At 57.1% G+C, this 20,009-nt stretch carries 15 protein-coding genes and 1 tRNA gene; 7 read left to right on the forward strand and 9 right to left on the reverse strand.

Annotated features, from left to right (window positions below):
- Positions 1-46 precede the first annotated feature (46 nt).
- Both hscB and CFT68_RS08720 read left to right on the forward strand, forming a co-directional pair.
- Positions 47-583, forward strand: coding sequence for a Fe-S protein assembly co-chaperone HscB (gene hscB, locus CFT68_RS08715; RefSeq protein WP_088843011.1), 537 nt, complete (start codon positions 47-49; stop codon positions 581-583).
- 16 nt (positions 584-599) lie between these two features.
- Positions 600-684, forward strand: a tRNA-Leu gene (locus tag CFT68_RS08720).
- Positions 685-740: 56 nt separating this feature from the next.
- Here the strand turns inward: CFT68_RS08720 and CFT68_RS21495 are convergent.
- Positions 741-953 carry a hypothetical protein gene (locus CFT68_RS21495; protein ID WP_141106498.1) on the reverse strand — a complete coding sequence of 71 codons (213 nt, stop codon included), beginning with the start codon at positions 951-953 and terminating at the stop codon, positions 741-743.
- Between the two features lie 363 nt (positions 954-1,316).
- Positions 1,317-1,967 carry a MarR family winged helix-turn-helix transcriptional regulator gene (locus CFT68_RS08730; RefSeq protein WP_170934738.1) on the reverse strand — a complete coding sequence of 217 codons (651 nt, stop codon included), beginning with the start codon at positions 1,965-1,967 and terminating at the stop codon, positions 1,317-1,319.
- A gap of 144 nt (positions 1,968-2,111) precedes the next feature.
- Between CFT68_RS08730 and CFT68_RS08735 the strand changes: the two genes are divergently transcribed.
- From CFT68_RS08735 to CFT68_RS22325, 3 genes are all read left to right on the forward strand, one after another.
- A complete protein-coding gene (locus tag CFT68_RS08735; RefSeq protein WP_088843014.1) occupies positions 2,112-4,553 on the forward strand; it encodes a TonB-dependent receptor in 2,442 nt (813 codons plus the stop codon).
- Between the two features lie 106 nt (positions 4,554-4,659).
- Entirely contained in the window at positions 4,660-5,781 is a 1,122-nt protein-coding gene (locus tag CFT68_RS08740; RefSeq protein WP_088843015.1) for a TlpA disulfide reductase family protein, read from the forward strand.
- A 247-nt stretch (positions 5,782-6,028) separates the two neighbouring features.
- Positions 6,029-7,723 (forward strand): OmpA family protein, encoded by a 1,695-nt coding sequence (locus CFT68_RS22325; RefSeq protein ID WP_088843016.1) that lies wholly within the window; start codon positions 6,029-6,031, stop codon positions 7,721-7,723.
- Between the two features lie 17 nt (positions 7,724-7,740).
- Here the strand turns inward: CFT68_RS22325 and CFT68_RS08750 are convergent, their stop codons facing one another.
- Entirely contained in the window at positions 7,741-8,823 is a 1,083-nt protein-coding gene (locus tag CFT68_RS08750) for a hypothetical protein (protein ID WP_088843017.1), read from the reverse strand.
- Positions 8,824-9,073: 250 nt separating this feature from the next.
- Between CFT68_RS08750 and CFT68_RS08755 the strand changes: the two genes are divergently transcribed.
- Entirely contained in the window at positions 9,074-9,799 is a 726-nt protein-coding gene (locus CFT68_RS08755; RefSeq protein ID WP_088843018.1) for a M48 family metallopeptidase, read from the forward strand.
- A 32-nt stretch (positions 9,800-9,831) separates the two neighbouring features.
- Here the strand turns inward: CFT68_RS08755 and CFT68_RS08760 are convergent, their stop codons facing one another.
- The 6 genes from CFT68_RS08760 to CFT68_RS08785 form a co-directional block, all read right to left on the reverse strand.
- The gene (locus CFT68_RS08760; RefSeq protein WP_088843019.1) at positions 9,832-10,764 is read right to left on the reverse strand and encodes a DUF6929 family protein; all 933 of its coding nucleotides are present in this window, start codon (positions 10,762-10,764) and stop codon (positions 9,832-9,834) included.
- Positions 10,765-11,000: 236 nt separating this feature from the next.
- Positions 11,001-13,067, reverse strand: coding sequence for an RICIN domain-containing protein (locus CFT68_RS08765; RefSeq protein ID WP_088843020.1), 2,067 nt, complete (start codon positions 13,065-13,067; stop codon positions 11,001-11,003).
- A gap of 122 nt (positions 13,068-13,189) precedes the next feature.
- Positions 13,190-13,393: a hypothetical protein gene (locus CFT68_RS08770; RefSeq protein ID WP_088843021.1), complete on the reverse strand. Its 204-nt coding sequence runs from the start codon at positions 13,391-13,393 to the stop codon at positions 13,190-13,192.
- A 579-nt stretch (positions 13,394-13,972) separates the two neighbouring features.
- Positions 13,973-14,650 (reverse strand): response regulator, encoded by a 678-nt coding sequence (locus CFT68_RS08775; RefSeq protein ID WP_088843022.1) that lies wholly within the window; start codon positions 14,648-14,650, stop codon positions 13,973-13,975.
- 251 nt (positions 14,651-14,901) lie between these two features.
- Positions 14,902-16,212 (reverse strand): amidohydrolase family protein, encoded by a 1,311-nt coding sequence (locus tag CFT68_RS08780; RefSeq protein ID WP_088843726.1) that lies wholly within the window; start codon positions 16,210-16,212, stop codon positions 14,902-14,904.
- 149 nt (positions 16,213-16,361) lie between these two features.
- Positions 16,362-19,421 carry an amidohydrolase family protein gene (locus CFT68_RS08785; protein WP_088843023.1) on the reverse strand — a complete coding sequence of 1,020 codons (3,060 nt, stop codon included), beginning with the start codon at positions 19,419-19,421 and terminating at the stop codon, positions 16,362-16,364.
- A 181-nt stretch (positions 19,422-19,602) separates the two neighbouring features.
- Between CFT68_RS08785 and CFT68_RS08790 the strand changes: the two genes are divergently transcribed.
- A complete protein-coding gene (locus tag CFT68_RS08790) occupies positions 19,603-19,809 on the forward strand; it encodes a hypervirulence associated TUDOR domain-containing protein (RefSeq protein ID WP_170934739.1) in 207 nt (68 codons plus the stop codon).
- Positions 19,810-20,009 lie beyond the last annotated feature (200 nt).

Raw genomic sequence — 20,009 nt, forward strand, 5'->3', positions numbered from 1 at the left:
AGTCGTAGGCCACTCTAGCGTTTCGTTTCCCTCCTCTTCACTTGCCATGACTCCCGATTACTTCGAATTTTACGAGCTGCACGAATCCTTTCGCCCCGATGAGGCCGCTATTAAGCGCAAATACTACGCGCTCAGCCGTGAGTACCACCCCGATTTTCACGCTACGGCCAGCTCGGAGCGCCAGCAGGAAATTCTGCAGCTGGCCACACTCAACACCAACGCCTACCGGACCCTCTCTGACTCTGATCAGCGCATGGCCTACATCCTGCGCCGGCACGACCTGCTGGAAGAAGGCAAACAGGAAATGCCCGCCGATTTTTTGATGGAGGTGATGGATTTGAACGAGCAGCTGATGGAGCTGGAGTTTGAGCCAGATCCCGAAACGGTGCAGCGCGTAGAAATTGAAGTGCAGGATCTTTCTGATACACTCGATGCCGGAATAGAGCCCGTTGTGGCTGGCTATGAAGGACTACCGGTGGATACGCGCCCACAGGCGCTGCAACAAATCAGGACTTATTATCTCAAAAAGCGCTATTTGTTGCGGATTAAGGAAAGTCTCACTAAGTTTGCCACCCGTTCCTGAGTTGTGGGAACGAGATGCCCAGATGGCGGAATCGGTAGACGCGTCGGTCTCAAACACCGATATCGAAAGATGTGCCGGTTCGACCCCGGCTCTGGGTACCAAAAGGCCCTGCTGACTAGTCAGCAGGGCCTTTTTCGTTTTTAGCTTTGCATCTACCTCAGGACAACAAGCCCGCCTGGTGGGCGGCACTGATCAGGGAAGGCGCATTTTTGAGAGTAGCTACCACAAACCCCTTCGCTGACTGTTTCAGGTCGTCTTTGCCTACTTCATGGGCCGATTCGCGGGCGATGGCACCCATCGTTTCGAAAGCGTGCGTGAGGGCTTTGCGCTTGGGCCGTTCCGTCTTTAGCTGTTTCAGAACAATAGCCATTTGGGCCTGGATCTTCTCCCTTTGGGCTTCAAATACCGGTTCAGTTGCGATATGCGGCTTTATTGCCTCTACCAAATGCACCAGGGGAAACAACTTGCCTGCTGTTGAAATCAAGGCCGCATCGAATGCAGGCTGCGCATACGTAGCGTTTAGCCCCTTGATTTTCCTTCGAGCTCTTGCCCGAAACCCGTGTCTTGTGCGGCTACTGGGGTTAATAACTCCGTCCTGTTGAGTAGGCTCTTGGCTCATGTTGCGCAGAATAAGGCGCATCTAAAATAGGAAGTGAAAAGCCACATAACCTAAACGAGCCATTAGAGAACATTGCCAGAACCGGCCAAATTACTGCCTCCTTATTGATACTAGCTACTGAGCGGGTGGGCCTCCCGGCACAGGCAACTGGGGGAAGCGGGCTTGCACCAGCTCCTCGAAGCTTTTGGAACGATCGTGCAAGAAAATATCGTGGTGAAAGTGGTCGAGTTTCAGAAGCAAATAGAGAAGCTGCCGGCGCTCAGCGGGCTCCAGATTACCCGCTATCATGTAGGCCACCTGGCTCATCCGGCCGAAGAGCTGAAACAGCACCTGACGGCCAGTGTCGGTGATGGTCAGGAGCTTGCTACGGCGGTCCGTTTCGTGGGCTTGCTCGGCAATCAGGCCTTGTTTGAGCAAACGCTTAATTACTTCAGTACCAGTGGGCTTTTCGTGGATGTTGCGCCCAATAACCTCGGTTTTGCTTAAGGGCTGATGGCCGTATACTGTAGCCAGATAGGTAAAATCATCGGAGGTGAGCAGCGGAGAGCCTTCCAGCGCCAGCCTTAGATAGGTACGCGCGTAGCGGTACATAAATGTAATCAGCTTGCCGATGATGGATTCATCAAACTCGCCGGGCTTAGCTTCTACGCGCGTAACTGTCGCCGCATCGGGCGGGGCGGTAGTACGCGCATGCAGCCACGCCGCAAAAGTGGCCATATCGGCGGCCTGCGCTGTAGGGTGCTGAGTTTCGAAAATTTCCGCCATATCTACGAGTTGGCGAAAGAAGGCATAGTCCATTACACGAAGATAGACGAGGAGTTGAGCAGTATCATTATAACATTAAAACATACTACATGATAGTATGTTTGTGTGATTAAATACCAAACCCGTCTCTAAAATACCTGCCTGATGCGCTTTCTCTACTTAGTGGCTTTACTGCTCAGCAGCCTTACTGGCCTAGGCCAGTCGGTGGGCATCCTCACCGGCATTGTGCGCGACCGGAAAACGCAGGAGACCATTCCGGGAGCGACAGTCACGCTGGAAGGAACTAGCCTGGGGGCCTCCAGCGACGCAGAAGGACGGTACCGGCTCAGCGAAATCCCGACGGGCAGCTACAACGTGCGCGCCACTATGGTAGGCTACGAGCCGCTGCTGCGGGCCAATGTGGTTATTACGTCCGGCAACGCGTCCATCATCAACCTGGAGCTTTCCAGCGGCAGCCAGCAGTTGGGCGAGGTGCAGGTGGTAGGCAACCGTGCCATTCGGGTGGCTACGGCCGAAACGCCGCTCTCGGTGCAGCGCATCAACACGGAGGAAATCAAGAGCAACCCCGGCGGCAACTTCGATATCTCGAAGGTAATCCAGACGCTGCCGGGCGTGGGCGGGGGCGGCACGGGTGGCACCTCGGGCTTCCGCAACGATATTATCATCCGGGGTGGCGCGCCCAATGAAAACGTGTATTACCTCGACGGCATCGAGGTACCCGTCATCAACCACTTCCAGACTCAGGGCTCCGGCGGCGGGCCTACGGGCATTCTGAACGTGTCGTTTATTGAGGATGTAACGCTCAGTTCCTCAGCGTTTGAAGCGCGTTATGATAACGCGCTGTCGTCGGTGCTGCAGTTCCGCCAGCGCGACGGCAACCCCGACCGCGTGCAGGGCAACGTGCGCCTGAGCGGCACCGAGGTGGCGGGCACGCTGGAAGGGCCGCTGGCTAAGAACACGACCTTCCTAGCCTCGGCCCGGCGCTCCTATCTGCAACTGCTGTTTAAAGCCATCGACCTGCCCATTCGGCCCAACTATTGGGATTTTCAGTATAAAATCACCACCAAACTCTCCCCCAAGACCACGCTTACCTCGATAGGCCTAGGGGCTATCGACCACTTCGAGCTGGCTGTGCCCCGCGAATCCAGTCCTGATAAAGAGTATATCCTCCGCTCCACCCCTACCATCGATCAGTGGAACTACACCATAGGCCTAGCGCTGCGCCAGCTGCTACCCAACGGCTTCCTGAACGTGGCCCTGAGCCGCACCCAGCTCGACAACAAGCTCGACCAGTTTGAGGACCGCTCCACCACCGAGGAGGCCGACCGGGTGTTGCTCACGCGCTCCGGCGAAACAGAAAACAAGCTTCGGCTTGATGTAAACAAGTCGGTAGGCCGGTGGCAGTATGCGTATGGCGCCGTAGGCCAGTATGTGCAGTACGACAGCCGTTTTTTCAGTCGGGTGCGGAGTGAGGTGCGCGATGCGCAAGGTGGCCTGGTGTCGCCGCAGGTGAACGTACGCTTCCAGACGGCTATTGACTTTGCTCGCTTTGGCGCGTTTGGCCAGCTCACGCGCACGCTGCTTCCTGATGACCGGTTGACCATTTCAGCTGGCCTACGGGCCGATGGCAACTCCTTCACGGAAGGCGGCGCCAACTTGTTGCGCACATTGTCGCCGCGGGTTTCGGCTTCGTATGGGCTGGCTCCGCGCTGGAATCTGAACGCCTCAGTAGGCCGCTACTACAAGATTCCGCCCTCCACTATTCTGGGTTTCCGGGATGAGGCCGGCCGGGCTGTCAACCAGGGCACCCGTTACATTCGCTCCGACCATTACGTGGCGGGCCTGGAGTTTCTGCCGGCGGCGGCTACGCGCTTCACGCTGGAAGGCTTTTATAAGAAGTACAACCACTACCCCGTTTCGGTGCGCGATGGTATTTCCCTGGCAAACCTGGGCGGCGACTTTGCCGCGCTCGGCAACGAAGCGGTGCAAAGCACTGGCCTAGGCCGGGCCTACGGCGCCGAGCTGTTCTTCCAGCAAAAGCTGACGCGCAAAATCTTTGCGGTGGCGTCGTTCACGGCATTTCGGTCGGAGTTTTCGGGGGTTGATGGCCGGTTTAAGCCTTCCGCCTGGGATTCGCGGTTCCTGGCTTCGGCCCTGCTGGGGCGCAAGTTTGAGAAGGGCTGGGAAATGGGCTTCAAATACCGCTTTGCGGGTGGCTCGCCCTACACGCCGTTTGACCTGGAGGCCTCGCGGGCCAGCTACTTGGCCGTGGGCAGAGGCGTGCTCGACTACTCCCGCCTGAACACGGTGCGCCTGGGCAACTTCCAGCAGTTTGATTTCCGCCTGGATAAGAAGTTCAACTGGCGCCGGACCAGCATCGATCTGTTTCTGGATGTGCAGAACGCATTCCTGCTGAAAAACCCCAGCCTCCCCAGCTACACCTTCCAGCGCACCGACGATAACAGCGGCTTCCAGACTTCCGACGGCCAGCCCATCCGTCCCGACGGCTCTAACGCCTTCCCCATCCTGCTCCAGGACGATGACCCTAGCGTAACGCCTACTATTGGCTTTATTCTGGAGTTTTAGCGTTGCCAGCAAGCGCATTTATCCAGTCTGAAATGGCTGGAAGAAATAGGCACAGAAAACAGTACATTTAACAGCAATTGATCTTCTATCCTTACCCAATTCCCTTATGAGAAAGCGTTTAGTAGGCCTGTTATTGTCTATTCCAGGCTTGGCTTTGGCCCAGGCATCTTCTCCTTTTGTTATTACAGGCAAGATCGGGCAGCTAAATGCGCCTGCTAAAGTCTACTTAGTGCGTGGTGCCACTTTGCTAGACTCCGCAACGCTGCACAATGGAGTATTCGAGTTGAAAGGAACCACTGATATACCGAAGAGCGCTGAGGTAGTGTTGCAGCGCAATGGCAAGCTCAAGAACGCCCCCTCTCATTCTACGGACCGCACCAGGGTATTTCTAGAGCCGGGTCCGGTTGGGATTACTAGCCGAGACTCACTGGTGAATGCCACCATCACGGGCGGCGTGGCGTCCCAGGATTATCAACGGCTGCAAACTTCGTACAAGCCCTTCCTCCTTAAAGTAAAAGCCATGGGGGCCGAATTCGGGAAGGCATCGGAGCAGCAACGACAGAGCCCGGAGTTTCAGGAGAAGATGCAGGCACAGGGAACGGCGCTGTTTCAGGAGGCTGAAAAAATTCAACTGGCCTACATCAAGGCCAATCCAACTTCCTGGGTTAGTCTGGATGCGCTTCTGCAATTTAACCCGCCACAGTATGCGCAGGTAGCGCCCCTGTATGCGGCGCTCAGTCCTTACCTGAAGAACAGCACGCCCGGACGCCAGTACGGCGAAATGCTTGAGGCACTCAAAGCAGTATCGGTTGGGGCACAGGCTCCCCCGTTCACACTCCAAACGCCTGAGGGCAAGCCGGTGTCGCTGGCAGATTACCGCGGCAAATATGTGCTGGTCGATTTCTGGGCGTCCTGGTGTGGTCCTTGTCGGGCAGAAAACCCGGCTGTAATCAAGCTGTATAACCAGTATAAAGGCCAACACTTCGACATTCTGGGCGTATCGCTTGATGAGGAAAAGAACCGCGCAAAATGGGTAAAAGCCATTGCCGACGACCACCTGCCCTGGACTCAGGTGTCGGATTTGCGAGGCATGCAGAACGAGGTGGCCCAGCTGTATCAGGTGCGGGCTATTCCGCAGAATTTTCTCCTCGACCCAAGTGGTAAAATAGTAGCCACTAATTTGAAAGGCGAGGACCTGAAAGCGGCTTTGGCTCGCTATATAAAATAGCCAGCAGGCCTCCTTTTTCACTGTTCAGCCAAGTGCCAGTAGGAGTGGCCTACGTTCCTACTGGCTTGCGGTGGGGCCACATTTTGCGAGAAATCTGAACCTCTTTGCCAGCGCCAACTAGCTAGAGCTGAATTTTATTGCTACCATCAGAGGCAGAGTACGCGTATTTTTACCTAGTTTTTGTGTCGCGGCAGCCGGAGGGCTGGTTGCGGCCTCACTACGCGCTCTGGTCATCTATCACTCCCTGATGAAGCACCTTTACCTTATTCTTCGGACGCTGGCGCTGCCTTTGGCTCTGGTTGCTATATTTTCTCAGGTTGTTGTGGCACAAACGCCGGAGCGCCACACCAGCCTCGGCCTGAACTACAGTGCCCTGCAGTATCAAGGCAACTTCGGCTCTGACTACTGGAAGTTCAGCAACAGCCAGTATGCACCGGGCGTGGCCATCAACCAATACCTGACCAAAGGGCTGGACCTGAACTCTCAGCTGTTTTACACGGAGCTGAAAGGCCAGCAAAGCCTTACGCACCCATTCACTACTACGCTCATCAATGCCAACCTGGGGTTGAAGTTCAAGCTCAACAACGGCTGGGCGCTGAAGGAGAATGCCCGGATTCAGCCATACCTGCTGGCCGCCTCGGGCTGGACGTATGCCAGCCAGGATGGCTTGCCCGATAGCCTCGGGGTACCAGAAAACAGAAGCTATGTAGATGTGATGGCGGGCGCCGGCATCAACTTCCGGTTGGGAAGTGCCGTTGGCTTTTTTGTGCAAAGCGCCCAGCACATGCCTCTGCGGGCGAATCTCGACGGCAACCCGGAAGTCAGCACGCCGCGGTGGTCCGATAGGTTTCTGCAGCATACGGTGGGCCTTACCTTCAGCCTAGGCCAGGCGCCTGACTCTGATGAAGACGGCGTACCTGATGCCAAGGACAAATGCCCGAATACCTCGCCTGATATAGAGGTAGATGAGCGGGGCTGCGCACTTGATGACGACCTGGACGGGGTTCCCAACCATCAGGACCAGTGCCCGGACCAGCCCGGCACTGCCGAGACCCATGGCTGCCCCGATGCCGATAACGACGGCGTGGACGACACCGATGACACCTGCCCCGATACCCCGGCCGGCGTTGCGGTGGATGCAACCGGCTGCCCAACCACAACCACTACGGATACAACGGCCACGGCTACCCCTCCTACTGAGACTACCGACAACGATGGTGACGGCGTGCCTAACGCGGAGGACCGGTGCCCTGACCATGCTGGCCCAGCAACTAACCAAGGCTGCCCAGAAATAACGGCTGAAACCCGCCAGCGCCTGCAAGAAGCCACCAAGCGCATTGGGTTCGAGCTGAATAAAGCAACGCTGCTGCCTTCCTCCTACGCCACACTGGATGAACTAGCGCAGCTGCTAGGCCAGTACCCCGACTACTCCTTGAGCATTGCCGGGCACACCGATAGCCGCGGCCCAGCGGCCTTCAACCTGCGCCTCTCCCGCGAGCGGGCCGCCGCCGCCCGGCAGTACCTCCTCTCGAAAGAAGTAGCCGATACCCGTGTAGAGATGCGCGGCTATGGGGCTGCCCATCCGCTTGCCACCAATACCACGGAGGCGGGCCGCACCCAGAACCGCCGCGTGGAGTTTGACCTATTCCTGACCGGCGACTCGAATGCTGCCCAGGTGAAATACGGCGTCGAACCCAAACTAGCGTCTGCCATTCCTGCTAAGCCTAAAAAAGCAGCTCCAGCCAAAAAAAGCATCAACAAAGCCCGAAAAGCAACTCTCCGAAAAGCTCCTGTCTCAAAAGCGCCCGCCAGGAAAACGTCCGTTAAAAAAGCCACTCCCAAAGCACCAGCCCCGAAAGCGCCCGTCAGGAAGGCACCGGCCAAGTCGAAACCTAGCCCTCAGCGCCCGGTGCCAGCACCAGCCAAACGCCCTGGAGCCTAAGCTACTGGCCCGTAGGCCTATTCGTAATACTGATACTGGTAGCGGTAGAATATAGGCTTTTCGCTACGAGCATCGGAGGTTTCCCCGAGCAGCAGCCCGTTGGGCGCATACGAATACACGGTGAAGGCTGTGGCAGAAGGCGTGTAAATGGAGGACGTGATTTGCTGCCGTCCAATCAACTGGTTGAGCGAATTATAGGTGTACTCTAGTTGGGTAGTGGTGCCTTGCCCCTGCTTGTTGAGCCGCGGCGTCATTTCCTGGCCTACGATGCGTTGCTGCGCATCGTAGCGCCACCGGAACTGCGGATAGACGGCTTTGCCCTGTCGCAGCACCTGTAGGGCTTGCGCCGGAGTGAGTTGTGGAGCGGCCTGCTTGGGAGCCACTTTTACTTTCTGAAGCTTGGCGGCCATTTCCATATCGAGTCGGCCAATTTCTATCGGCTGCCCCTGCCGGCTCACGCTGTAGTTAAACGCCGTAGAAACCAATTGGCCAATAGCAGAATAATTGTAGGCCAGAATGAGAACTGTATCGGGGTGAGGCGAGTAGCGCCGGCTCAAACGGCGGCTTTCGAAGTTGAGCAGGCTCCCGTTGGCTAGCAGAGTATGCGTTCGGGTTTCGGTCAGGAGGGTATCGCCGCGCTGCTGCAGTTGCACCTCGCTGAGTGGAATGCTTTTGCCGTTGGGCTTTAAAGCCTGCTGCAGCCCCTTCTGCAGCGCTGGGTTGTAGCTGTATATGAGGGTAAACGGCTGGTAGCTGGTGGGGTGAGTCACAAGGGAAGTACACCTTCCTTTCTCATCATAGCTCCACTCCCGATGCAGTTGGGGGTTCAGGAGCTGATCTATTCGGGTGTAACGGCCAGATGGATCTACTAGCTGCAGGCTTACCGTGTCCCGGACGGCACCTTCATCGTCCAGACGCACCTTCACCACCGACCGGACGCGGTTGCGCACCAGCAAATTGCGGGCAATAGAATCAGGCTCTACTCTTATTGGCCCGCTCAGATCAACCTCCACCTTATCAACACTTTGGGCGCAGCCTTTCTGCGCCATAAACAAGCTTGTTGCTACCAGAACACTGGTAAATACACCTAAAGCACGCATAAGAATATCGGGTTAATACAGCCCAATATACCAGAGAAAACGCCGAATAAAAGCGCAGGCTAAAGGCAGCAATAGTGGCTTCTAGGCCATCTTGTTTCAGAACGGAGTGGCCTAGCACGCTGCCCGTTTTGTTTTAGGCACAGCGCCGGTCGGCAGGACTTTCTACTCAAAGGCATTACTAGTCAGCAGCTTACTATAGGTCTGCAGCATACGTTTGGCGGCTCCGCAAATAGTTGCCAGATTGCTACGTATGCCTGAACTAAACATCGACGATTTGCGGATAGAAGTGGTCCGCAAAAACATCCGGACGCTCCGCCTGACGGTATACGCCCAGGGAGGCCGCGTGCGAGTAGCGGCTCCGTTGCGCACCTCCGATGATGCCATTCGGGAGATGGTAGCAGCCCGCCGCGCCTGGATTGAGAAACACCAAACGAAATTTGAGGCCCGCACAAAACCTGCCACTCTGGAATATATATCAGGCGAAACGCACTGGTACCAAGGGCAGGCCTACACTCTGGATGTAACGGTAGCCCCCGGCCGTCCCCGCGTGGAACTGCACGCAGAAGAGCAGCAGCTCCAGCTATTTGTACGCGAAATCAGCACCCAGGAGCAGCGCGCCAAGATTTTGGCGGCGTGGTACCGGGCACGATTGGCAGAACAGCTACCGGGCCTAGTGGCCTACTGGGAGCCGATAATAGGCGTGCGCCTAGATGCCTGGGCCATTAAGCAGATGAAGACCCGCTGGGGCACCTGCAACATTCAGGCGCGACGCATTTGGCTGAACCTGGAGCTAATCAAGAGGCCTAGCCACTGCCTGGAGTACGTGGTAGTGCACGAACTAGTGCACCTGCTGGAACGCTACCACAACGCTCGTTTCTGGGGTTTCATGGACCGCTTCCTCCCCATCTGGCCTGCCGCCCGCCAGGAGCTCAACCAGATTTCGCTAGGCCACTATTCCGCCCCCGATGCCTGCTAAGCAGGCAGCATACTCCCTTCTAGGCTACTCCTTTACAGTGCCAGGATAGCCGTAACGGCAGTAGAGCCTCCCTGGTCGTCGTCCGTGACGAGTAGCAGCTCGTAGCTACGCGCGCTTAGCTGTCGGCGGACGGCTATGCTTTCCACTTTACCCCGGTAGGCCTGTCCGGTGGGTAGCTCCAGGCGGGCCAGCGCCACGGGCACCGCCCGGTCTGAGGTTTTGCTCAGGTCAATAATACCCACCAACGAGCCCAGCACGGCCCCATCGAGAACAGCGTCCTGGGTGTCTTCCACTGAAGCCGTGATAAACAGCTGATCAGCAAACCAGGTCGCCCCCGAAAAACCCGCCGGCTTGCCCTCGATAGTGGGCAGTTGGTAGAACTGGGTGCGGATGGCAGGCACTTGTGGGGTCTGGTGTTGCAGATACTGCAGCGTTTGGTGCAGCGGCAACCGAAACGCCAGGTTTCCGGCTGCCGTACCCACGGTTCGCTGAAATACTATTAGCTCGGTAGGGGTGGCAGCTACGGCCTCCAGATTTAGGGTAATACCGGCCGGTAAGTGCTGACGCAGCGCCGCATACAGTCCGCTCAGTGCCACCGGATATACCGTAGCAGCCGAGCCCGGCCCGTTAGGCAGCGTCACCCAAAAGCCTTGCTCGCGTGCCGTTGTGGCACCGGAGCCCAGCAGCAACAGGCCCGCTTCTCCGGTTGCGGTAGTAAGTGCTGTGAGACACTCCAGGTCTAGCTTCAGATGCTTAGGAATGCGGCCAGTACTGAAATGGGCGGTTTCAAACAGCGTGGTTCGCTCACCGGCGGCCAAAGAGGCGGCATTCAGCTGGTACAGATACGGAGAGTCGTCGCCGACGATGTAGGCCACTTCGCCCACCACTTCTATACCGGAAGCAGAGGGCAAATTGGGCAAATTGGCTTCGTGCTGAATAATGGCGCGCATGGCAGATTGGCTCATAGGTACTCGAAAACAGCGTTTGCAGCAGGCGTAGGCCCACAGATGGCCAGCACCGCGGGCTCTGCCTCGTTACGCACTACCAGGCTGGCACGTTTTCAGGGGCATAGGATTTGCCAGGTGGCCTACACCCTGCCTCTCACCTGAAATCAGCAGGCCCCTGCCCTTCCTTGCACCCATGGCGCAACAAAATGGCAGAGGCCTTGCATGTTCTCCAGAAGCAGAAAATGTTCTTCTTCTTACTTAGTGATGGTAAATTCTACCCGGCGGTTCAGCTTGCGGGTTTCCTCTTTCTCATTGCTCGCGCGAGGCTTACTTCCACCGTACCCCACTGTAGTAATGCGGTTTTCACTGACGCCGCGCGTGACGAGGTAGCGCTTCACTTCGGTCACCCGGCTTTCAGAAAGGTCTTGGTTCAGCTTTGCGTTACCCTGGTTATCGGTGTGGCCTTCCAGCCGGATGTTTACGGTGGGGTTGTCCTGGAGGGTGCGGGCCAGGCGGTTTAGCTCGGTGTAAGACGCGGGCAGCAAATTGAATTTCCCTTGGGCAAAAATAAGCGTGGGCAGCTCTAGGCTGGAGCCCACGGCGGCCGGCACCAGCAGTAGCTCCCGGCTCAGTGAGCCCGTTGTGAGGGTCACGGTATCAGTAGCGGTGAGGTAGCCGGCACGGTTGGCCAGCAGCCGGTAGCTGCCGGGTGGCAGGGTCAGCTGGAAGGCGCCACCGGTGCTTTCGGTGCGGGCTGTGGCATTGAACGCCATATCATTCCCCAACCGAATCACTTTCAGCTCCGTGCCTATGGCTAGCCGGGTTTTGGCATCGAGGGTGCGGCCGGTAAGCAGGATGCGGGGCGCTACGGTTGGGCTTACAGGTGCGGCCGCCACCACGGGCGCCGCCGTGGTATCTATCACCGGCAGCACACCCGTGGCAGTCCGGTACAAATCGGCGGGGTTGTTAGCCGTGGGCGAAGAAGCGTAGTAGGCCTGTTTACCATCTGCCGAAAGCGATAAATACGCATCGAAGCCGGGGCCATTCAGGGGGCCACCCACGTTGCGCGGCTCCGACCACCGAGTCCAGGAATCATCAAGCCGCTGACTCACGAAAATATCGGCACTGCCGAAGCCCGCGTGGCCGTAGGAGCTGAAATACAGCGTTTTGGTATCAGCTGAGAGCCACGGTGCGAAATCGTAGCCCGGCGAGTTCACCACGGCTCCCAGGTTCAGGGGCTCACTCCAGATGCCATCGGCCGAGGGGCGGCTTACGTACAGGTCGTTGCCGCCCTGAGAATCGCCGCGCTCCAGGGAGAGCAGCAGAATCTTTTCGTCGGGTGTCTGGAAGAAGGAAGTGGCGGGACCTGCTGAGTAATAGTTGGCAATATCCAGCGCAACGGGGCGGGCGTTTTTGCCTTGGGCTGAGCGCGAAACCCGACTTACGCCTTCATCACGGAAGCCTTCACGGTCATACTGGCCGCGTACCAGCAGGCTGGTGCCGTTTCCTACTATGGCCATCACGCCGTTGTGCTGGGTGGTGTTTAAGGCATCCAAGCGGGTAGCCGGGCCCCAACTGTCGCCGTTGGTGGAGGTGCTCACCCAGATGTCGCCCGACTCGGCTACTCCTTCCGTATTGCCGGCAAAACGGGTTCGCACGAAGTAGAGCATCTTGCCATCGGTCGCTACCACGGGTTGCAGTTCGTTGCCGCCGGGCGTATTCAGGCTGGTCAGGGGCTCGGGCTTGCCGAAGCCGGGTTGGCTGGGGTCTACGTTCAGGCGGAGCTTAAACAGCTTCCATTGCTGTGTGGCGCGGTTCTGCACGCGCTGGCCCACTATGGGCGTACCATTGAATTTATCGGCGGCAGCCAGGGCCAGGCACTTATCATTGCCACGGCTGATCAGCATAAAACTTCCCAGGGGGCCCGACGGAACCAGCTTCCACTGCTGATAGAAGCTGCCGGTCCAGGGGCGCTGCACAACGGGTGCGTTTTCGTCGGGCTTTTCCAGGGTCAGGCATTTGCCGCTGTGGCGCGCCTCTATGCGGTAGAAGTCGCTGCCGGGGGCGGCCCGCACAAACTTCCACTGCTGGCTATTGGAGTGCGTAAACTCCCACTGCACAGTGACAGCAGCCGACTCGGGCGAGGAGTTGGCCACATCCAGGGAGCGGCCACTGCTGCGCGGAATTACGCCGTACCAGGCGTACTCATCGGGTGTAAAGGCCGACTGAGCTTCGGCGGAAAAAGCAAAAAAACACGCTGCCAGCAATGGCAGCAGAACACGAGTGACGGTATTTGTCATGCACGCAGAACGGATGGACATAGGCGCAAGTTAGCCGAATTCCGCACCGCGCCCGGCAAACCACATAAAAGCGCCGCCTTCCCACTCACAGGAAAGGCGGCGCTCAGTATAGTATAACCTAACTATAAAAACCTGTAAATTAGTTAGCTAGCGTTGTTGATGTACTTAAAACGAACAAACCGTTCATTCTCATAGATAGCTGTGAAGTGGCCGCCGGCGGCCTTGGGCTCGGATGCTGCTTTGCGCTCGTGGCTGCGGCTGGAAGCCGTAGCAGTTGGCACAGATGGATAAGTACCAGGCATCATACCGGGCACGTGGCAAATGAAGGAGAGGATTTTGGAAGCCATAACGCGTTGCAGGTTAGTGGTTACAAGTGTTGACAAAGGCGTTGAGAATGTTGTTGAAGAACAGAAGTCAGAAACTTTACGCTCAATCAATATAACGATATTACCATTTGATTGAACGATGCTAAGGTATATATTTTCTTATTATAATGTAAATCCGTAGCACCCCGTATTTTCTTCTCCGTACTAGCACGGATGCAAGTGGCCTAGCGCTTCTTAAAGCCACATTCCCATTTTGAGCATTTTCGCAGCAGCTGTGCACACTGCCGTAATTGGTCATAAATGCCCTTTCCAGCACGTATAGAAACTTCTCAGATCCGACGGTCTCCCAATATGGATATCACATCCACAAAGTAAGCCCATGATCATCCCAGTATTTTTTTGTCTTTTTCCTTCCTTCGCTCCACGCTATCTACTGGCCGTATTTAAGGCCCACGGGCATTCAGTCTGCTTATAAAGGGGCAAGGCGCCCACCATATCATTATAAGAATATTGTATTGTATTTATAATTTCTCCACTCTGAAATTATAAATAACAGCCCCCCTATTCAGGGTGCGGTGGCCTACACGCTTCTGAAAGAAGCTAGGAAATGAGTCGATTGCGCATCGCGTACTGAATCAGCCCAACTACCGACTTAGAATTGGTTTTTGTAAGGATGTTTTTGCGGTGCGTTTCTACCGTTCGCTCGCTGATAAACAGGATTTCGGCGATGCGTGAGTTAGAATACTCGCGGGCAATAAGCTGCAGAATCTCCAGTTCCCGGTTAGTCAGCTCGGCGGCTCGTGCCTCGCGTATCTGTTCTCTGGAGGCAGGTATCTGCAGGTTCTGCAGTACCGTAGCAGCTACCTCTTTGCTGAAATAGGTACGACCCGCTGCCACTTCGCGTATGGCGCCGGAAAGCTCGTCTTTGGAGGTAGTTTTGAGCACATAGCCCGAGCAGCCTACTTCCAAGACCTCGGCTACTGACGCATGATCATGAAACATGCTCAGAATCAGGATCCGAATTTGCGGATAGAGCTGGCGGATAGTGTAGGCCAGTTCCACGCCCGTCATGCCGGGCATGTTTAGGTCCAGTACCGCCACCCTGATTTCCGGGTGTTGGGCCAGTACATCCAGGGCCTCTTCGCCACTGTAGGCCTGTGCCGTTACCGGCAAATCCTTTTCCGAATTTAACAGGGCTTTCAGCCCTTCCACCACCACCGGATGGTCATCTACCAGGAGCAGCGGAATTTGGTTTGACACAGGTAAGGATGTAGTCATGAGCGCAGAAAAAGCAAAACTCCTTAAAACTGTAGCATTACCTCAACGGTAGTGGGCCCGTTGCTGCCAGGGCTGGCACGGAGAAAGTTACACTTTTCCGAACTGTATTTGCTAAAGGAGGATCGTCGGGCCAAACCTACCCCCGGATTTCAGGTCCTTCTTACTCATCTCCGTTTGCCAGCGCGAGTCCAAAAGCAAGAAAGCCTCCATCAACAGATGGAGGCTTTCTTGCTTAGAATCAGTAGAGTGGCCTAGCGCTGCCCGTACTTCGTTTTGAACTTGTCGCGCAAGTAGGTCTGCTTGGTATCGAGGCGGAAAGCCCGGCCGTCGATGTAGGCCTGGGTCACGTCGTTGGTGCGCATATCCAGCAGGTCGCCGCGGCTTACCACTAGCGTGGCGCTTTTGCCGGCTTCCAGGGAGCCGTAGTCTTTATCCAGACCCAGAATTTGGGCCGGGCTCAGCGTGACAGCGGTAAGCGCCTGCTCTTTGGTAAGACCGTGGCCGGCAGCCGTGCCCGCTATAAAGGCCAGATTGCGCGAGCCGGAAGTTTCCTGGTCGCCCTCATAATCGAGGCAAAACCGCACCCCGGCCTGCTGCAGGAGGCTGGGCAATTTGTAGGGCAGGTCGTAGTCGTCGCCTTCGCGGCGGGGCAAGGCATGGATGCGGGAAAGCACCACAGCCACATCGTTTTGCTTCAGAAAATCCAGCATCATCCAGGCGTCGCGGGCGCCCACCAGCGTTACCTTCTGCACGCCCAAGCGCTTGGCAAACCGCACCGATTCCACGATTTCCTTGCCGTAGTCGGTATGGATGTACATGGTTTTGGAACCATCGAACAAGCCAGCCAGAGAAGTCAGGCGCAGGTTTTCCTTGCGGCTGGCGGGCTGCTGGCGGTAGGCGCTGGCTTCGGAAAGCAGGCTTTCCAGCTGGCGCAGCTGCTCCGTGCGACTTTTCTCGCGGGTTTCTACCAGCTTGGCGTCCTCGTTGGGGTTGGTCTTGATGACCATTTGGGGCCAGTTCAGGTGTAGGCCGTCATCGGCTTTCACGGCGGCATCCTGCCAGTTCCAGGCGTCGAGCTGCACAATGCTGCTCTGGCCGGAAAGCAGCCCACCGCGTGGCGTAACCTGGGCCAGCAGCACACCATTAGTACGTACGGTAGGCAGAATATCGGAGTCGGTGTTGTAGGCGATGATGCTGCGCACGTTCGGGTTCAGGATGCCCACTTCGCGCGCATCTACCGTCGCCCGAATAGACTCTACTTCTGTGAGGCCGAGCGTAGTGTTCGGCAGAATCAGGCCGGGGTAAATTTCCTGGCCCTTCACATCTACCACCTCATAGGCGGCTTTGTCTTGGCTAAACCCAGTCTGCGCACCAGCATAGGTGATTTTGCCTTTGTCAAATGCCACCGCAGCATCGGGAATCACGGTGCCATTGCCCACGTGTAGGGTGCCACCCGTGAGCAGAATCGGTTTGGCTTGGGGAGGCGCCGGGGCCGGCACCTGCGCCAGCGCGGGTGCCGCCGTGAGCAGGCCTAGGGAAAGAAGTAATGCGGAAAAACGCATGGTTTGTATTTTTTTCTCCGTCATGCTGAGCTTGCTGAAGCATCTCGCGTGCTGATGTCGCACTGCTAAATCAACGATTCGAGCCAGATACTTCGACCCTGCTCAGCATGACAGACGTTTTTTAGATTAGGTACAGTGGCCTAGGCCGCTTATTGGTCCAGCTCTTTGTCTTCGCCTAAAGTGTCGCAATGAAAATGCTTGGTTGGGCGAGCGGTAGGCGTTTGTGTAGGAGCTCCGCCCTTCTTGGCTTCCAGCATTTTCTGCACAATGCGCAGGCGTTCCTTCTGCATGTCCTGGCGCATCTGCAGGTCGCTTTCCGAGTCGAAGAGCAGGCGGCCATCCACGAAGGTGCGCTCCGGGTGAGCATAGATGCTCAGTGGATTGTCGCTCCAGAGCACCACGTCGGCGTCTTTTCCTTCCTTGATGCTGCCCATGTTCTTATCGAGGTGGAGCATTTTGGCGGGGTTGATAGTCACCAGCTTCAAGGCTTCCTCCTCTGATAGGCCACTGTACTTCACTATTTTGGCGGCTTCCTGGTTAAGGCGGCGGCTCATTTCGGCGTCATCGGAGTTGATTGCCACGTTCAGGCCCGCGTTGTGCATGATGCCGGCGTTGTAGGGAATGGCGTCGCGCACCTCGTTTTTGTAGGCCCACCAGTCGGAGAACGTACTGGCGTTGGCGCCGTGGGCTTTCATCTTGTCGGCCACTTTGTAGCCTTCCAGAATGTGCGTGAAGGTGTTCACCTTGAAGCCCATGCGGTCGGCCACGTTCAGCAGCATATTGATTTCTGACTGCACGTAGCTGTGACAGGTGATAAAGCGCTTCTGGTTCAGAATTTCTACCAGCGCCTCCATTTCCAGGTCGCGGCGCGGGGCTTCGCCTTTCTTCTGCTTGCCTTTGCCCAGCTTATTCCAGGTTTTCCACTGCTGCTCATACTCTTTGGCCCGCGTGAAGGCATCCACGAACACCTGCTCGGTGCCCATGCGGGTTTGCGGGAAGCGCAGGGTGTTGGCCTCGCCCCAGTTGCTTTGCTTCACGTTTTCGCCGAGAGCAAACTTGATGAAACCGGGCGCGCCCTGAATCTTCATCTGCTCGGCCGTTTGGCCCCAGCGCAGCTTAATCAGCGCCGATTGGCCCCCGATGGGGTTGGCGGAGCCGTGCAGCAGCTGAGCCGCCACCACGCCACCGGCCAGGTCGCGGTACACGTCCACATCTTCAGCGTCTACCACGTCGCTAATTCGCACTTCGCTAGTAACAGACTGCGTGCCTTCGTTTACGCCTTCAGAAATGGCAATGTGAGAGTGCTCATCGATAATACCGGGCGTGAGGTGCTTGCCGGTACCATCTACCGTCCGGCCACCGCTGGGCACCGATAGGTTGCGCCCAATCTTCGAGATTTTGCCGTTTTGCAACAGCACATCGGTGTTTTCGAGCTTGCCTTGGGCCTCACTGGTCCAAACGGTGGCGTTCTTGATCAGCACGGTTTGCTGCTCCGGCACCGCCGGACGCCCGTAGGCCACAAACGGGTACTGCAACTGGCCTAGCTGCACCGGCTCGGGCGCCTTGGCTGAGTCGCGGCGGGCGGCGCGGGTAGCTGCCTCCTGGCGCTGCGCGCTCCATTTTACGTTTGTAGCATCAGGCAACTGGCCGTCGCCCTGAAAGGTGCGGCTGTCGGCGGTGTAGTACCCGCCCAGCCGGATGGCCCCGCTGCCTTTCACTTTGGGCGTGGGGTTATACACCAGCGTCGCCAGCTCTCCGTTCACCGTGAGGGTGCCCTTTACGGTATCGGCGGGGGCTTTCACAATTTTCAGCTCGGGCGCCTCAGGCTTGCCGGCCAGCAGCATTTTCATCTCCGGCTGGCTCCCGATTTTGAGGGTATACACGCCGCGGTAGTCGCTGGGCACTTCGCTGAGCTGATACCGCTCGCCCTGCACCCAGTTATCGAGCATCACGCTTTCGGGCGCGAACAGACGGGTGGAGCACACCAAAAAATTGGCTTGCATACCGGGCTTCAGGGCCCCTACCCGATCCTGGGCTTTGATGAGCGTAGCGGGCGTGGCGGTCAGGGCCTGCAGAGCCTGCTCCTCCGTGAGGCCATACTGAATGGCTTTGCGCAGGTTGGGCAGAAACTTCTTTTTGTCCTTAAGATCAGCGGCTGAAAGCACGAACGGCACGCCGGCTTTGGCCACCAGGCCCGCATTGGCGGGCGCCATTTCCCAATGCTTCAGATCCTGCAGCGGCACCCGGATGGCATCGTACACATCGTCAACCTGGTATGCATCGGGGAAGTTGAGATTCAGAATGAGCGGCGCTTTGGTAGCCTGAATATCGGGCAGGCGCTGGTATTCGTCGCCGCGGCCTTTGATGATGTACTGCACCCCAAACTCGTCGCCTACTTTATCGGCGCGGAGCAGGCTCTGCTTATCACGCACCTCAAAAATAGCCGGTAGGCCACGTTGCTGAGTCAGGGCGCGGAGTGAGAGGTTTTGCTCCCGCGTGGGGTTACGCTGGTTCCATTCGGCATCGAGGTAGCTCTGGCGCAGCAAGGCAATGCTGCCCATCAACGACGACGGATAATCCTGGGTGCTGGTGCCCTTATCAAACGAGTAGGCAGCGGCGGCGCGGTCCTGTAGAATCAGTTCGGTTTCCTTGCGCGTGGTGTTCAGGCTGACCAATGCTGCGGTACCACGAGCAATTCCATCGGGTTGATGCGTGAGTACGGCGCCAAAACCCAGTTTGCGCAGTACATCTGCCTGCTCAGCGTTGGCCCTGAACATCTCGGCGGCATTCACCTCGGGGTGCACAGCCTGGTTCCAGTCGTAGGCGCCGGTTTTCTGGCTCTCGAACTGCGGCCCCGCCCGGCGGCCCTGGCGCTCAGGCGCCTTTACCTCGGGCACGCCGTAGCTGGCATAAAGGTCCACGAAACCGGGGTAGACGAATTTACCTTTCAGATCCTGCACCACGGCCCCGGCCGGAATCTTCACGTTGGGACCCACGGACTCTACTTTTCCATCCCGAATAACGAGCGTAGCGTCGTTGAGGCGGGTTTTGTAGTCGGTGTAGATGGTGGCGTGGGTGAAGGCGTACAGGCCGGGGCGGTCATCGTACACGCCGTTGCGCGGAAACGTGCCGCTCTGGGCATAGGCTACTGAAAGGCTGCCCATGAGTAGGCCACTCGCCAGCCCAAGCCGGCGCAGGTCAATGTGCATAAAGGTTTGAAGTAGAGTTCTGGAAATACGAGAGACGCTAAATGACAGCAGGGCGCAGAATGCCCGCTCTAAATGTAACCAAAGAAACCACCCACCCACATAGAGTTGCAGCCAAGTCACCTCAACCTTGCGCCCGCTAGGCCAGTATGTATCCTATTCCCCACTCAATCAGGCACTGGTTATGCGCAAAGGCACAAAAGTCAGCTGGAAATATGGTACCGGTACGGCTACTGGCAAAATCGAGGAAACCCACAAGGAAAGCATCACACGCAAGCTGCAGGGTGCCGAAATCACCCGCAATGGCACCCCCGAAAACCCGGCCTTCCTCATCGTACAGGAAAACGGCGACCGGGTGCTCAAGCTTCAGAGCGAAGTGAAAGTGGCCTAGCGCTTGTGCGGCAAGCACTAGTGTGAACGTCATGCCTGATCTGGCGTCCGCGCAGCCGAAGCCCCTCTCTTCGTTGCAGAGGCCTAGGGCAGTGCTAAGTTAGCCAGGGTACAGATGCTTCGACTGCGCGTCAGCTACATTACACTTGCTTCTCTTTGAATGACAAAAAAAAGCCCCGCCGGATTAACCAGCGGGGCTTT

This window comes from Hymenobacter gelipurpurascens (assembly GCF_900187375.1).
In the GTDB taxonomy this organism is placed as follows: Bacteria; Bacteroidota; Bacteroidia; order Cytophagales; family Hymenobacteraceae; genus Hymenobacter; species Hymenobacter gelipurpurascens.

What these genes read in the sequence shown, in the direction of transcription:
- CFT68_RS21495 (WP_141106498.1), bottom strand. Translation starts at nt 953, where the DNA reads ATGGCTATTGTTCTGAAACAGCTAAAGACGGAACGGCCCAAGCGCAAA.
- CFT68_RS08770 (WP_088843021.1), bottom strand. Translation starts at nt 13,393, where the DNA reads ATGGCTTCCAAAATCCTCTCCTTCATTTGCCACGTGCCCGGTATGATG.
- CFT68_RS08755 (WP_088843018.1), top strand. Translation starts at nt 9,074, where the DNA reads ATGCCTGAACTAAACATCGACGATTTGCGGATAGAAGTGGTCCGCAAA.
- hscB (WP_088843011.1), top strand. Translation starts at nt 47, where the DNA reads ATGACTCCCGATTACTTCGAATTTTACGAGCTGCACGAATCCTTTCGC.
- CFT68_RS22325 (WP_088843016.1), top strand. Translation starts at nt 6,029, where the DNA reads ATGAAGCACCTTTACCTTATTCTTCGGACGCTGGCGCTGCCTTTGGCT.
- CFT68_RS08760 (WP_088843019.1), bottom strand. Translation starts at nt 10,764, where the DNA reads ATGAGCCAATCTGCCATGCGCGCCATTATTCAGCACGAAGCCAATTTG.
- CFT68_RS08730 (WP_170934738.1), bottom strand. Translation starts at nt 1,967, where the DNA reads ATGGCGGAAATTTTCGAAACTCAGCACCCTACAGCGCAGGCCGCCGAT.
- CFT68_RS08775 (WP_088843022.1), bottom strand. Translation starts at nt 14,650, where the DNA reads ATGACTACATCCTTACCTGTGTCAAACCAAATTCCGCTGCTCCTGGTA.
- CFT68_RS08735 (WP_088843014.1), top strand. Translation starts at nt 2,112, where the DNA reads ATGCGCTTTCTCTACTTAGTGGCTTTACTGCTCAGCAGCCTTACTGGC.
- CFT68_RS08780 (WP_088843726.1), bottom strand. Translation starts at nt 16,212, where the DNA reads ATGCGTTTTTCCGCATTACTTCTTTCCCTAGGCCTGCTCACGGCGGCA.
- CFT68_RS08790 (WP_170934739.1), top strand. Translation starts at nt 19,603, where the DNA reads ATGCGCAAAGGCACAAAAGTCAGCTGGAAATATGGTACCGGTACGGCT.
- CFT68_RS08785 (WP_088843023.1), bottom strand. Translation starts at nt 19,421, where the DNA reads ATGCACATTGACCTGCGCCGGCTTGGGCTGGCGAGTGGCCTACTCATG.
- CFT68_RS08740 (WP_088843015.1), top strand. Translation starts at nt 4,660, where the DNA reads ATGAGAAAGCGTTTAGTAGGCCTGTTATTGTCTATTCCAGGCTTGGCT.
- CFT68_RS08750 (WP_088843017.1), bottom strand. Translation starts at nt 8,823, where the DNA reads ATGCGTGCTTTAGGTGTATTTACCAGTGTTCTGGTAGCAACAAGCTTG.
- CFT68_RS08765 (WP_088843020.1), bottom strand. Translation starts at nt 13,067, where the DNA reads ATGTCCATCCGTTCTGCGTGCATGACAAATACCGTCACTCGTGTTCTG.